This window comes from Corynebacterium sp. c24Ua_83 (genome assembly GCF_039907245.1).
In the GTDB taxonomy this organism is placed as follows: Bacteria; Actinomycetota; Actinomycetes; order Mycobacteriales; family Mycobacteriaceae; genus Corynebacterium.
In genome coordinates, this window is record NZ_JASBOI010000001.1 from 327572 (window position 1) to 341101 (window position 13530).

At 63.3% G+C, this 13530-nt stretch carries 15 protein-coding genes and 1 pseudogene; 12 read left to right on the forward strand and 4 right to left on the reverse strand.

Annotated elements, in window-relative coordinates:
* The first annotated feature begins 6 nt into the window (after nucleotides 1–6).
* From tatA to QKE30_RS01525, 4 genes are read left to right on the forward strand one after another with little or no spacing between them, the layout of a single operon-like run.
* Complete coding sequence (gene tatA / locus QKE30_RS01510; protein WP_034987575.1) at nucleotides 7–261, forward strand: Sec-independent protein translocase subunit TatA; 255 nt, start codon at nucleotides 7–9, stop codon at nucleotides 259–261.
* Between the two features lie 7 nt (nucleotides 262–268).
* Nucleotides 269–1246 carry a twin-arginine translocase subunit TatC gene (gene tatC / locus QKE30_RS01515; protein ID WP_239198341.1) on the forward strand — a complete coding sequence of 326 codons (978 nt, stop codon included), beginning with the start codon at nucleotides 269–271 and terminating at the stop codon, nucleotides 1244–1246.
* Entirely contained in the window at nucleotides 1233–3905 is a 2673-nt protein-coding gene (locus QKE30_RS01520; RefSeq protein ID WP_239198338.1) for a DEAD/DEAH box helicase, read from the forward strand. The genes tatC and QKE30_RS01520 overlap by 14 nt, the downstream gene beginning before the upstream one ends.
* On the forward strand, nucleotides 3898–4626 hold the full coding sequence (locus QKE30_RS01525; RefSeq protein ID WP_239198335.1) for an SDR family NAD(P)-dependent oxidoreductase: 729 nt from the start codon (nucleotides 3898–3900) through the stop codon (nucleotides 4624–4626). The genes QKE30_RS01520 and QKE30_RS01525 overlap by 8 nt, the downstream gene beginning before the upstream one ends.
* On the opposite strand, the gene QKE30_RS01530 is transcribed toward QKE30_RS01525, so the two are convergent.
* A complete protein-coding gene (locus QKE30_RS01530; protein WP_035003984.1) occupies nucleotides 4623–4877 on the reverse strand; it encodes a hypothetical protein in 255 nt (84 codons plus the stop codon). The two genes, QKE30_RS01525 and QKE30_RS01530, sit on opposite strands and share 4 nt — an antisense overlap.
* Nucleotides 4878–5028: 151 nt before the next feature.
* Between QKE30_RS01530 and QKE30_RS01535 the strand changes: the two genes are divergently transcribed.
* From QKE30_RS01535 to QKE30_RS01545, 3 genes are read left to right on the forward strand one after another with little or no spacing between them, the layout of a single operon-like run.
* A complete protein-coding gene (locus QKE30_RS01535; protein WP_035003986.1) occupies nucleotides 5029–5466 on the forward strand; it encodes an FxsA family protein in 438 nt (145 codons plus the stop codon).
* The gene (lnt, locus tag QKE30_RS01540; protein ID WP_239198329.1) at nucleotides 5463–6890 is read left to right on the forward strand and encodes an apolipoprotein N-acyltransferase; all 1428 of its coding nucleotides are present in this window, start codon (nucleotides 5463–5465) and stop codon (nucleotides 6888–6890) included. The genes QKE30_RS01535 and lnt overlap by 4 nt, the downstream gene beginning before the upstream one ends.
* Entirely contained in the window at nucleotides 6883–7674 is a 792-nt protein-coding gene (locus QKE30_RS01545) for a polyprenol monophosphomannose synthase (protein WP_239198327.1), read from the forward strand. Before lnt ends, QKE30_RS01545 begins: the two co-directional genes overlap by 8 nt.
* Here QKE30_RS01545 and QKE30_RS01550 read toward each other — a convergent pair.
* On the reverse strand, nucleotides 7665–8042 hold the full coding sequence (locus QKE30_RS01550; RefSeq protein WP_011273522.1) for an RNA polymerase-binding protein RbpA: 378 nt from the start codon (nucleotides 8040–8042) through the stop codon (nucleotides 7665–7667). The two genes, QKE30_RS01545 and QKE30_RS01550, sit on opposite strands and share 10 nt — an antisense overlap.
* Before the next feature lie 68 nt (nucleotides 8043–8110).
* On the opposite strand from QKE30_RS01550, the gene QKE30_RS01555 reads away from it, so the two are divergent.
* The 3 genes from QKE30_RS01555 to QKE30_RS01565 are packed head-to-tail and all read left to right on the forward strand — an operon-like array spanning nucleotide 8111 to nucleotide 9323.
* The gene (locus QKE30_RS01555; RefSeq protein WP_070487460.1) at nucleotides 8111–8440 is read left to right on the forward strand and encodes a hypothetical protein; all 330 of its coding nucleotides are present in this window, start codon (nucleotides 8111–8113) and stop codon (nucleotides 8438–8440) included.
* Nucleotides 8441–8460: 20 nt separating this feature from the next.
* Entirely contained in the window at nucleotides 8461–9144 is a 684-nt protein-coding gene (locus tag QKE30_RS01560) for a YceI family protein (RefSeq protein WP_035003994.1), read from the forward strand.
* Between the two features lie 11 nt (nucleotides 9145–9155).
* Nucleotides 9156–9323, forward strand: a complete 168-nt coding sequence (locus QKE30_RS01565) for a hypothetical protein (RefSeq protein WP_005294641.1) — start codon at nucleotides 9156–9158, stop codon at nucleotides 9321–9323.
* Between the two features lie 23 nt (nucleotides 9324–9346).
* Here QKE30_RS01565 and QKE30_RS01570 read toward each other — a convergent pair whose 3' ends face one another.
* Nucleotides 9347–10606, reverse strand: coding sequence for an alpha/beta fold hydrolase (locus tag QKE30_RS01570; protein WP_347933913.1), 1260 nt, complete (start codon nucleotides 10604–10606; stop codon nucleotides 9347–9349).
* 89 nt (nucleotides 10607–10695) lie between these two features.
* Here QKE30_RS01570 and QKE30_RS01575 point away from each other — a divergent pair, with 89 nt between their 5' ends.
* A complete protein-coding gene (locus tag QKE30_RS01575; protein WP_347933914.1) occupies nucleotides 10696–11922 on the forward strand; it encodes a family 1 glycosylhydrolase in 1227 nt (408 codons plus the stop codon).
* Nucleotides 11922–13133: an MFS transporter gene (locus QKE30_RS01580; protein ID WP_347933915.1), complete on the forward strand. Its 1212-nt coding sequence runs from the start codon at nucleotides 11922–11924 to the stop codon at nucleotides 13131–13133. Before QKE30_RS01575 ends, QKE30_RS01580 begins: the two co-directional genes overlap by 1 nt.
* 3 nt (nucleotides 13134–13136) lie before the next feature.
* On the opposite strand, the pseudogene QKE30_RS01585 reads toward QKE30_RS01580, so the two are convergent.
* Nucleotides 13137–13530: pseudogene (locus QKE30_RS01585) on the reverse strand (hypothetical protein); the annotation flags it as partial.

The following is a 13530-nucleotide window of genomic DNA, read 5'->3' on the forward strand; positions in this document are numbered from 1 at the left end:
TAGATAATGCCGAACCTTGGCGTTCCTGAACTACTCATCATCGCTCTGGTCATTTTCCTGCTGTTCGGAGCGACCCGCCTGCCCAACGCAGCGCGTTCCCTGGGCCGTTCGATGCGCATCTTCAAGTCCGAAATGGACGAGATGAAGACTGACGGCGACCAGAAGGAGCTGGCAAAGAAGCAGGCTCCGACCGCCGAGCAGCAGCAGGCCCAAGACCTGGCTCAGCCCAAGTCCGAACAGCCGAACGAGCACAACGCTTAAAAATTAAGTGGCTAAGAAGCTAAAGAAGCCCGCCGATGGTTCGATGACCATCGTCGAGCACATCAATGAGCTGCGCAAGCGCGTATTCATTTCCCTGGTTGCCATCTTCATCGGCACGATTATCGGCTACATCTGGTACAACGTCGAAGTCGGTCCGATCCCTTCACTAGGCGAGGTGCTGCGCGGACCGTACTGTAACCTGCCGCCGGAGGCCCGCTTTGGCTCCGAGGCGGGGGAGTGCCGCCTGCTGGCTACCAGTCCTTTTGAGATGTTTATGCTGCGTCTTAAGGTTGGCGCGTTGGCAGGCATGGTCTTTTCCTCGCCAATTTGGTTAGGCCAGATCTGGGCGTACATCACCCCGGGCCTGCACAAGAACGAGAAGCGCTGGACATTAGGCGTGGGTATTTCCGCAGGCCTACTGTTCACCGTCGGCGCGGTGCTGGCTTACTTCGTGCTTGCCTTCGGCTTGGAGTTCCTGCTGACCATCGGCGATGAGGCGCAGATTGCTGCCCTGAACGGCGAGAAATACTTCAGCTTTGCCATGGCGCTGCTGCTAATTTTTGGCGTGAGCTTCGAGGTGCCGCTCATTACCGTGCTGCTGAACCTGGCACACGTGGTCACCTACCAGCAGCTGAAGGATAAGCGCCGCTTCATCTGGGCTTTCCTGTTCCTCTTCGCCGCGTTCGTCACCCCGGGCCAGGACCCGATCTCGATGGTGATCCTGGCGATCTCGCTGTGCGCGATGATGGAGATCGCCACGCAGATCGCCCGCCTGAACGACAAGCGCCGCCAAAAGAACCAGGCGGACTGGCTGGAGGTCGAAGACGACGAGTCCACCGACATCGCCGCCCCGGAGCCCATTGCCCCGGTGACGGCAACCCCGGCACCGCAGTCCACCAGCGCGGCTCGCCCAATTGACTCGCCGAAGCGCCAAGATCCAAAGGCTCAAGACTTCACCCGCAGCGATTTCGATGACATTCTCTAGCCCCCAGGTAGAGCGCTTCTGCGCCCAGTACGACTTCCTGCTGGACGACTTCCAGGTCCAAGCGGCCGAAGCTATCGCCCGGGGCAAGGGGGTGCTCGTAGCCGCCCCGACAGGCGCGGGCAAGACCATCGTCGGCGAGTTTGCCGTGTTCGCCGCCTTCCACGGTGACGGCACCTGTTTCTACACCACGCCCATCAAGGCCTTGAGCAACCAGAAGTTCCACGATCTGGTGGAGCGCTACGGGGAGGCCAACGTTGGCCTGCTCACCGGCGACGTCACCATCAACGGCGACGCACCCATCGTTGTGATGACCACCGAAGTCCTGCGCAACATGATCTACGCCGACTCCGAACGGCTGGAAACCCTCACGCACGTCGTCATGGACGAGGTGCACTTCCTGGCCGACCGTTCCCGCGGTCCGGTCTGGGAGGAGGCCATTCTCAACCTGGACCCCCGCGTAATCCTCGTATCCCTGTCGGCCACCGTCTCCAACGTCGAGGAGTTCGGCGGCTGGCTATCCGCCGTCCGTGGCGATACCGAGATTATCGTCACCGAGAAGCGGCCGGTGCCGCTGACCCAGTTCATGATGGTCGGCCGCCAGATCCTGCCCCTTTTCGAAGGCTCGGAGCAGCACCTCGGCGCCATCAACCGCAAGGTCGTCGCCGCTGCTGCGAAGGCCGAGGAAACTGGCAAGCGCCGCGGGCCGAAGCGCGGCGACGTGGTGCAGCACATGGCCACCGCGGGCATGTTGCCTGCGATTTACTTTATCTTCTCGCGCGTTGGTTGTGACGCCGCCGTCCGCGCCCTGCTGATCGATCGCGTGGACTACTCGTCTCCGTCGGAAAGGGAGGAGATCCTGCGCACGATCGACGCAGGCGTTTCCGACCTGACGGAGGAAGACCTGAACGTCCTGGGCTTCCGCCAGTGGCGGCGCGCCCTGTCGCGCGGTTTCGCCGCTCACCACGCCGGCATGCTGCCGGCCTTCCGCCACATCGTGGAGGACCTGTTCGCCCGTGGCCTGCTGAAGGTCTGCTTCGCCACGGAGACCCTGGCGCTGGGCATCAACATGCCCGCCCGCTCGGTGGTGCTGGAGAAGCTGGTGAAGTTCAACGGCGAGACGCACGCCGACCTCACCCCCGGCCAATACACGCAGCTCACCGGTCGCGCCGGCCGCCGTGGCATAGACACGAAGGGTAACGCGGTGGTGCTGTGGAGCCAGGGGCTGGACCCTTATGGGGTTGCAGACTTGGCGTCAACAAGAACCTATCCGCTGGATTCCACCTTCCGTCCCGGCTACAACATGGCCGTGAACCTCATCGGCACGATGGGGCTGGACGAGGCCCACCGGCTGCTGCTGCGTTCCTTTGCGCAGTACCAGACCAACGGCGCGGTGGTGGAAAGCGCCGAGCAGATTGAAAAGCGCCGCCGTGAGCTGGCCCAGCAGGAAAAGCAGCTCAAGGCCACCATCCGCGAGGTGCGCCGCCCGTCCAACAGCCTCAACGAGGACTTCCAGCTGGTCACCGAATACGGCCAGCTGCGCCGCGAGCTCTCGCAGGAGGAGCGTCGCGCCAAGCGCATGGTCATCGACGAGGCCTCGGCGGAGACCACGGCCCTTCTACAGTCCCTGCAGCCCGGCGACGTGATCGCGCTGCCCACTGGCAAGAACCCCACCACCGCCGTGATTGCCCGTGCCGACCACCGCGGCCGGCCGACGATCATCACCGACGACGGCTGGGTGGAGCGCATCAACCCCGACATGTTCGGCAACACTCCGGTACACATCGGCCACATGCGTCTGCACAAGGGCGTGGCGCGCAACCCGAAGCGTCAAGCCAGGGGAGTGGCCGCCAACCTTCGCCGCCTGCAGCTGGATAAGCCGAAGAAGCTTAAGCCCCGGGCGCGCCGCCGCTCCCTGCGCGCCGTCGAGCTGCGCGAGCAAGTGCACGCTCACCCAGTGCATGCCTGGGAAGGCCGCGAGGAGCTCTGCCGTGCCGCCGAACAGTACCTGAAGGCCGCCCGCCGCCTGGAGTTCGAGCAGAAGGAGCAGCCCCAGGAGTCCGATTCCCTCTCCGCCCAATTCAACCGCATTCTTGCGCTGCTGGCGGAGCTGGACTACGTGGAGCTCGAGGGTAACACCGCCCGCATCACCATGGAGGGCGAGCGCCTTTCCAAGATCCACCACGAGTCCGATCTGCTGGTCGCCCAGTGCCTACGCCGCGGGATCTGGGACGAGCTGGACCCGGCGGAGCTGGCGGCCGTGGCCAGCACTTGCGTATTCGAGAACCGTCGCGACTCCGGCGCCAAGGACGATGGCGTGCCCACCGAGCCGCTGGCCGAGGCGATCAGCCAGACGTGGCGCATCTACCAGGAGCTTTCCACCGACGAGCAGCGCCACCGCCTCGCCGTGACCCGCGAGCCAGAGCTGGGCTTTGCCACCGCGGTGCACCAGTGGACCGCCGGCGCCCCGCTGGAGTACTGCCTGCGCGCGGCCGAGGCCAGCGGCGCCACCCTGACCCCCGGCGATTTCGTGCGCTGGTGCCGCCGCGTGATCGACCTGCTGGATCAGATCAAGCTGACTGGCTATTCCAATGAAGTGAAGGCGGCCTCCCGCAAGGCGGTCGCCGCGATGAGACGAGGAGTTGTGGCCCTCGATGGCTAAGAAAATTGCAATCTTCGGCGCGACCAGCGAGATCGGCGGCGAGATCGCCCGCCTGCTCGCCCCCGGCAACCACTTGGTGCTCGCCGCCCGCCGCACCACGGATCTGGCCGATGAGCTGTACCGACTCGGCGCCACGCAGGTCGATTCCTTCTTTTTTGACGCCACCGACGTGGATTCCCACGCAGACCTCATCGCGGAGATCGAGGCCACCGGCCCGCTGGACGTGGCGCTGGCGATGTTCGGCGTGCTGGGCGACCAGAAGCTCGCGGAGCGCGATTCCTCCGAGGTCTACCGCGTGCTGCACACGGACTTCACCGCCCAGGCGGTGCTGCTGACGGAGCTGTCCCGGGTGATGAAGTCCCGCGACAGGGGAGTGCTGGTGGCCTATTCCTCCATCGCCGGGGCTCGCGTGCGCCGCCCGAACTATGTCTACGGCTCGGCGAAGGCCGGCCTGGATGGTTTCTGCCAGGGCATGCAGGACGCGCTGCAGGGCACCGGAGTGCGCCTGGTGATCGTGCGCCCGGGTTTCGTGATCGGCCGGATGACCCGCGGCATGGATCCGGCGCCGCTGTCCACCACGCCGGACGTGGTCGCCGAGGCCACGGTTCGCGCCATCAACGACGAAAGCGCGGAATCCGTGTGGATCCCGCGCTCCCTGAAGCTGCTGGCCGCCGCCATGCAGGTGGTCCCGCGTTGGCTGTGGCGGCGCGCGCCACGCTAGACGTGGAAGATGTTGTAGAAGATCGTCCGCAGGATCCCGAAGGCCACGGAGATGCCGGTGGCCGCAGCGATGCCGATCGCAACCTTTGCAACCGGGTGCAGGCCGTCCCACCACTCGTCGGAGTCGCTCGAGCTGGTGCTGGAGCTGGAGCTCGTGCTCTGGGTGTCGGTTTCTGCCACTGCCGGGGTGACGGATGCCAGGGCAACCGTGGGTGCCAGAACTGCAGCGAGGATAGAGCGGCGTAGACGCATCGAAGTACTCCCTAAAACGTAGTTAAGCTATCGCGTGTAGGAACTATTCTTCCCACACTTTCGTTATCGTTATGTAAGCACGCTTTCGTTACAAAGATCGCGTTTTCATAACAATTTTTCAGACGGATACTTTAGGAGTTTCCTTACAGCCATGCAATTCTTACCCGCCGTGTATCTCGTCGTGGAAATCATCGCCTTCATTCTCTTGGGAGTGTGGATCGGCTGGGGCTGGGCACTGCTGTTTCTGTTGGGCCTGTTTGTGCTGGGTATCGCCCTGGCCACCTGGCAGATGCGCGAGCTCACCGTCCGCGCACTGCAGCAGAAGGATCACCCCGGCGAACTCACGGCCGACATGGCGCTATCCATGGTGGGTGCAGTGGGCGTGGCCGTTCCCGGCATCGTTACGAGCTTCTTCGGCATCTTCTTCCTGATTCCGCCGACCCGGTCCCTGATCCGCAAGATGCTGGGCCAGGCCGCGCGCCGTTCCCTGGAACGCTTCGGCGTGACCACCTATTCGCGCGTTAGCCACATCCAGAACTCGGGCGGTTGGGGAGACGTCATCGACCACCGCGCGGGCGAGAACGGATGATTTTAAGGCTCCTCGCCGCTGCCTTTAGCGGCGTGATGGTCTTTGCCGCCTTCGAGCCGACCGGCCTGTGGTGGGCCGCACCGCTCGGGTTCGCGCTGCTGTTTTACTTCGCCGACCACCGTCACGCCATGCTGATGGCCTGGGTGCAGGGCCTCACCATCTACGGCCTGTTGCTGCCGTGGGTCGGGGAGTTCGTCGGCCCGGCCGCCTGGATCGCGTTGGCGCTGATCCAGTCCCTCTACAGCCTGCTATTCGGCGCAGGCCTGAAGCTTTTGGTTCGACGCCCCCTCGCGGCCCAGATCATCGGCATTCCGACCTGGTTCGTCGCGACTGAGTGGCTGCGCTCTTCCTTTCCCTTCGGGGGCTTTCCATGGGGGCGCATCGCATGGGGCCAGGCCAGCGGCCCGATTAGCTGGCTGATCCGCCTCGGTGGCCCCGCGCTGGTCACCTTCGCCGTGGTGCTGATCGGCCTGCTCCTGGCTTTGAGCATCCGCAAGCACCGCGCGCCCGCGTATTCCTTGGCTGGAGTGGTGGCCCTGATCGCCGCCTACGCGTTGCTGATTCCCGCCACGCCCACCGACCGCACCGTGGACGTCGTCGCCGTGCAGGGCAACGTTCCGCGCCTGGGCCTGGACTTCAATGCCCAGCGCCGCGCCGTGCTGGATAACCACGTGCGGCGGACAGAGCAGTTGGAGTCAGATCCGGACATCGTCATTTGGCCGGAGAACTCCTCCGACGTCAATCCTTTCACCGACCCCGCCGCCCGCCAGCAAATCGAGCGCGCCCAGCGCTCCGTCGACGCGCCGATCCTCGTCGGCACCGTCAGCCCGGAGCACAACACGATGGTGGTGTGGGATAGCGACGGCCCAGGGGAGAGCCACGTCAAGCGCTTCCTGCAGCCCTTCGGCGAGTACATGCCCTTCCGCGATTTCTTGCGCAACTTCAGCGAGCATGTCGACCGCGCCGGCAACTTCCAGCCTGGCGACGACAACGGAGTGGTCCACATGAACGGCGTCCCCGTCGGCGTGGCCACCTGCTACGAGGTCAGCTTCGACGGCGCGTTCCGCATGGCTGTGCAGGGCGGCGCGCAGATTCTCACCAGCCCGACGAACAACGCGACCTTCGGGTTTACAGACATGACGTATCAGCAACTCGCCATGTCTCGCATGCGCGCCAAGGAGTATGATCGCGCCGTGGTGGTCGCCGCGACCTCGGGTGTGTCGGCGATCGTCGCGCCCGATGGCTCGGTGGAGCAGCGCACTGCCATTTTTACTTCTGACGCCCTCGAGGCCGAGTTGCCCCTAAGCGATACAATGACACTGTCAGCCCGCGTCGGCCCATGGGTGGAATGGATTCTAGCTATTCTGGGTCTGCTGTCCGTGGCATTTACTTATAGGAGAGGTAAGAAAGCTTTTCATGACTAAGCTGAGCGATAAAACACTGGTCATCATCCCGACCTACAACGAGAGGGAAAACCTTCCTCTGATCATCGGTCGACTGCTAAAGGCCGAGCCCGAGCGCGTGGACGTCCTCGTCGTCGATGATTCCAGCCCGGACGGCACCGGAGATCTGGCCGACGAGATGGCCGCTGAGAACTCGAAGATCCACGTGATGCACCGCGGCGGCAAGGGCGGCCTCGGTGGCGCTTATATCGCCGGCTTCCGCTGGGGTCTGGAGCGCGACTACGAGATCCTGTGCGAGATGGATGCCGACGGCTCCCACGCTCCCGAGCAGCTGTACCTGCTGCTGGACCGCATCGACTCTGGCGCGGAGATGGTCCTGGGTTCCCGTTACGTCAAGGGCGGCAAGACCGTGAACTGGCCGGTCAGCCGCGAGGTTCTCTCCCGCGGCGGCAACTTTTACGCCTCTCTGGCGTTGGGCGCGGGCCTGTCCGACATCACCGGCGGCTACCGTGCATACCGCCGCGAGGTGTTGGAGGAGATCGACCTGGATGCCGTCGATTCCGCCGGCTATGTCTTCCAGGTGGATCTGGCTTGGCGCGCCGTCGAGGCCGGCTTCGACGTGCGCGAGGTTCCGATCACCTTCACCGAGCGAGAGATCGGCGACTCCAAGATGAGCGGCAACATCGTCTCCGAGGCTCTGCTGCAGGTGACGAAGTGGGGTGCCGCGCACCGCTTTAACCAGTTCAAGAACCTGGCTCAGGAGTCTTGGCGCATCGGTGCCGGCACCGTGCGTAGCTACTTCTGATTCGCTTCCTGCTGCTCCTTCATGAGCTTCACCGCAGTGCGGCGGCGCTTACGGAGTAGCTCGATGCGCTCGTCGAGCAGCTCGTCGAGCTCCTCGAGGCTGCGGCGCTCGCGCAGCATGTCCCAGTGAGTGCGCGGGGGCTTCACCGGCTTGGATTCCTGGCCTTCGCCCTCGACCAGCGTGCCCATCTGGCCGTTCTTGCACATCCACTCCTGTGGAACCTCCGCATCGTCGGCGAAGGGAACCTCGTAGATTTCCCCAGCCTCGGTGCGGTATTTCACCATGCGGCGGGGAGCTAGGTCGTGGTCGCGGTCCGTCTCATAAGAAACGGCACCCATGCGACTTCCACGCAGTACGCGATCGGCCATTCTTCATCACTCCTAAATCAGTTCGAACTAATCCATCATAACAACGAAGTTTCGTTAAGAATTGTTCCATGCCTCGACCAAAGCACTGCGCCTGGTGCGGCAGGGTAGTTGAACCCGGCCCGACGAACCGGCCCCGCAAGTTTTGCAATCAATCGTGCCGCCAGCGCGCCTACGAGCAGCGCGCCCAGTTGGCGGGCACCTCAATCCCGGCGGATTCCGTCATTATGTCTGCCAGCGCGGCCGAGAAGTTCCACGATGACCTCTTCGAGCTGCGCTGCGCCGCCGAGGACCTGTGCACCGCCGCAAAGGAAGGGGAGTCCGCCGAGGTGGTGGAGGAGTTGGCGTCAGAACTAGAGAGCATGGCCCGCCGCATCGAGCAACTTAGGGGTCGCAGGTAGGAGGGGCTATGCTATAGGGCATGCGTAAGGGAATCATCACTCTCGCCGTAATTGGCATGATTGTCGGTGTGCTGATGGCTTTCGGGCCGCTGGTGGCGAATTACTTTAGCGACCGAGGCTTGCGAACCGCCGACATAACCGCAGGTGGCGAGCCTGCCAGCGTGGGAATGGACGGCTCCTGGCACGTGGTAAGGGGAGCCGGTGACAACGTTTCGCAGGCTGGCTACACCTTCGACGAGAAGCTGCCCGCCGGCTCCAAGACCACCTCGGGCCGCACCGAGGACGTTGAGGGCGACGTTAAGGTTGAGGATAAGAAGCTCACCGAGGGCAAGATCACGGTCGACGTTGCCAGCATCAGCAGTGACGTGGAAAAGCGCGACATCAACGTGCGCAAGAGCATCCTGCACACCGATAAGTTCCCGAAGGCCACGTTTACGCTGACAGAGCCCGCCAACGTCTCCAATCTGCCGGACGATGGCACGACCGAGAAGGTAAAGGTCACCGGCGACCTCGAGCTGCGCGGCAAGAAGAATCCGGTGACCGCCGAGCTGAAGGTTCTGCGCACCGGCGAGCACGTGATCCTGCAGGGCAACATCCCGTTCAAGCGCAGCGACTTCGACATCCAGACCCCGCAGTTCGTCGCCGCGACGATCGCCGACGAAGGCACCATCGATCTGCTGCTGGTTCTCGAGCAGGATAAGTAGGCGGCGGTCACATGTCTCCGGAGATGCTCAAGTACTCGCGCATCATGCGCATCGTGGTGCTGTTGTTCTTTATCGGCTACCTGCTGTGGCAGGGCACGGGCCTGACGTATTTCTTCGCCGCGGTCTGCGCGCTGTTCCTGGCCGCCACCTGCTATCAGCTGTGGCAGTCCAGGGATTAGCCGATAATATACATTATGACACTTTAGCTTCCTGCCACGTTGGGTAGCGCTGCGCTGCCTTCCACGGATCCCTGCAGCTGCCCCACCGGCGCCTCACACGTGCGCCCCAGCGGCTCGCCGCGGAAACGCTTCAAGATGAAGTCGATGCCGCACGCTCCGCCCGTCACCGCCTGGATGAAGTGATTGTATTCGCCCACCGGCGGCATAATGTCGTCGCGGTACTCGACCTGCGCGCCCTTCTCGCACCACGTGCGCGCCAGTTCCTTCGCCTGGTTGTACTCGACGTTCTTGTCGTGACGCCCAGATATCACCATCACCGGCGCCACCGGACGCTTAAGCCCAATTCGCTGATCTTCCATAGCTTCCCGCGCCTCAGGCATCTCCTTCAACAACTCATCGAGCGTCTTGCCCGACTTTGTCCACTCACTCGTCTTCTTGTGCCCGTACTTGTCCGTGATCTCCCCGGTACACATCGTGGATAGATCCTTCAGCGCCTGCTTGCCCTCATCATTGAGGTGCTTATCCAGCAGCGGCTGCAGATGCGGATATCGCTCCAGCAAGCCGTTGATCGTGAAGCCGATCGCTCCCATAAGATCCGAACCGTCGATGTTCCGCTGCACCGCCTCCAGATCCGCAGGCGGCGCCGAGGCATAGGCGCCCACCACGTTGAGCTCCGGAGCGTACTCAGCCGCCGCCTCGACCGCCGCAGCCGACGCACCGCCGCCCAGCGAATGCCCGTAGAACGCCACCGGCCCGTCGCCCACGCCCGCTGCGCGCGCCGCATCCAGCATCGCGTGCGCCTGATCGTCGCGGTTCATGTACGTATGAATCCCCGGGGTTCCCATACCGATGTAGTCGGTCACCACCACGCGCACACCCTTGGAAGCAAACACCCAGTCGTAGATGCCCTCCAGGTTCACCGCTCGCTTCGCCTTGATCGGATCCGGCTGCCCGTCCAGTGGCCAATTCTTACTCGGTGCACACTGATCGCCCTGCCCGACCGTTCCGCGGCCAATCACCACGGTCGGGCGCGGCCCCTTGCCTTTCCACTCAACGATAGGTTCCACAATGTAGCCGCTGACCTGGGTTTCCTTCCCCTCCGACGTGGTCGTCGTGTTTTCGATTCGGTCCACCGTCTTCGGCAACCTCATGTGCAGGTCGCCGAAAACATTGGAATATGCGACCTTCTCCCTCTTTGTTATCTGCGCCGCCTCGGCGGGCGACGCGAATCCGGCAAATGCAATGACTGTTGCGCATGCGAGCGCTGCTGTTTTCTTGAGCATTACTTTGTTGTACCAAACCAAGTACCCCCGAAGGGGTAAAAACCGAAAAGTTAGCCAACGGAAACTAAGGGCGTCAATAAGTTAAGTGCATGGACCTCAGCAACATCCGCATCGGTACCGCATCGGCCGGGCTGCAGATCGAGGGATCTCCGCGCCCTAACAATTGGAGTGAGTGGGTCGCCAAGGACGGCACCACCCCACACCCCACCACCGACCACTGGCGCCGCTGGCGCGAAGACAACCAGCTCATGAGCGACCTCGGCCTGCAGATCGCGCGCGTCGGCGTGGAGTGGTCGCGCGTGGAGCCCGAGCCCGGCCGTAACGACCACGACGCGCTCCAACGCTACCGGGAAGAGTTTCTTGACCTGCGCGAACGCGGCATCGAGCCGCTAGTCACCCTGCATCATTTCGGCCACCCCGCCTGGTTCGAAGCCACCGGTGCATTCACCCGCGAGGCGAACGTGGAGATCTTCCTGCGCTATGTCGACGTTGTGCTCGACCACCTGGGCGACGTAGTCACCGACTGGATCACCATCAACGAGCCGAACGTCTTCGCCACCGAGGCCTACCTCTTTGGCTCTACTCCACCCGGCCGCGGCGGCCTGCCCAAGGTGCGCCCCTGCCTGCGGAACATGGCAGCGGCACACCTGCTGGCCTACCAGCGCATCCACTCACGCTTGGACAGTCCGCGCGTGACCTTCGCCCACCACCGCCGAGTCTTCGCCCCCATGAACCCGCGCAACCCCTTCCACCGGCTACTTACTCCCCTGGTCGAGTGGCTTTTCCAGGGCGCGATCGAACCCGCCTTCTTCGAGGGCCGCTTCCACCCCGTGCTCGGTCGCCCCAGCCTCGACCTGCCCAGCGGCGGGGTCTTCGCCGATGCTGTGGCCATTAACTACTACTCGCGCACGGCGGTGCGCGGTTTTTCTGACGCCACCTTCCCCGGCACCCCAACCAATGACCTCGGCTGGGAAATCTACCCGCCGGGGATTGCAGAGGTCTCCGCCGATCTTGCGAAGCGCTACCAGCTGCCAGTGTGGATCACGGAGAACGGAACCGCCGATGCCGACGAACGCTTCCGCTGCGCGTTCATCCTGGACCATCTGGCGGAGCTTTCCCGCGTGCCGGAAGTGGAGCGCTACTACCACTGGTGCTTCGTGGACAACTGGGAGTGGTCCGAGGGGATGGCGCAGAAGTTTGGCGTGGTGGACGTGGATCGGCAGGTCAAGCCCGCTGGACGTCTACTGCAGGCGCTGATCCGCGAGGGCGCCATCACCCCGGAAATTGATGCCGAGTTCAGAGAGAAGGGTCACTGATGTTGCAGACTCTCACCGCCGCTGAGCGCGAGCCGAAGTGGTTCTATTGGAAGTTCGGCGTGGCCTTCTTCGGCTCCGTCTTCGCCTGGGCCGGCCCCACGCAGCTGCTGCTGGGCTTGCAGATGATCGAGCTGCGGCCGGACACCAAGGAGGATTCCCTCGCCCTCATGATGATGCTCGGCGGCGCGACCGCCGTGGTTACCAGCCTACTGACCGGCTATATCGCCGACCGCAGCTGGTTCTGGGTGGGCCGCTGGGGCAAGCGCCTGCCGTGGGTTCTGCTGGCCGCGCCACTGGTCACGCTGGGTTTGCTGCTGATGTCTTTCAGCCCCGACTTCTGGGTGCTCACCGGGCTGTGGTGCCTGGTGCAGGTGTTCGTGGCGTTCGTGACGAACAACCTGATGACGGTCACCGCGGATGTTGTCCCCCAAGAAAAGTTCGGGTTAGTTTCCGGAATCGTCGGCGCGACCTACACCTTCGGAATCGTCGGCGGGACCGCCGTTGCAGCAGCTTTACCGATCCAGCAGGCGTACTGGGTTGTGGGCGTCATTTCCCTTCTCTTTATCTTCCAATTCGCTTTCGGGCGCGGCCACGTGGACGTGCACGTACGCCCGTACAATTCGCTGTCCGCGACGGTCGGCGACGAGGGTTCTTACCGCAATTACTGGCTTGTCTTCTGCAGCCGTTTCGTGATTCACCTGGCCAACTACACCAGCTTGTTCTACCTGCTGTATTACCTGCGGGATCACATCGGAATACCCGACCCGGATGCGGGCGTGCTGGAACTGACTTTGCTGTATGCGATGTTCACCATCATCACTGCGTTTATCAGTGGCGGCGTGTCGGATCGGTTGGGGCGGCGGAAGATTCTGGTGGTCGTCTCGGCGCTTGGTGTCGCTGTTGCTACGGGCATGATGACTATCGCCACCAGCATGGGTTTGGTTTATGCCGCGGCGATGCTGTTGGGGTTGAGCTGGGGCGTGTTCAGCAGCGTGGATCAGGCCATGGTTAACGAGTCGCTGCCCAGCAAGAAGAACCGTGCGCGCGACGTGTCACTGATGTCGCTCACCCAGGGGGTCAGCAACATGTTCTGCGGTGGCCTCGCGGCCCTCGCGTTGAGGCATTTCGATTACCCCGGCATGTTCCTGATGTGCAGCATCATCTGCGTGTTCGGCGCGCTGCTGGTGCTGCCCGTCACCTCCTCAAAGTAGTGGTTAGAACGGCGGCTCCTCTTCGTCCTTCTGCAATTGTTCGAGCTGCTTGATCTGGCTGTTCAGTTCCTTTCGCGCCAGCTCGGCGATGGCGTTGGCGATCGTAACCTCACTGTTGATCCGCCGCTGTAGCTCTTCCTTGATTTCTTCGACGGAGGCGCAGTTCAGCATTTTCTGCAGCTCCTCGCGGGTGATAGACAGCCCGCGCGGCATCATCGGATCGGCGTTGAGCTTCTCCTCGTTGAGTTGGCGCACCACTCGCGCCTTGCGAACCCCGCGCTCGGCGAAGTTCTCGCGCGCCAGTGGCCCGTCGGGCACGGTCACAACCTCGTGGCCGTCTCCGTGCGAGGTCCACACTTCGGTGCCATCGGCGTGCAGCGCAACGTCCCAGGTACCG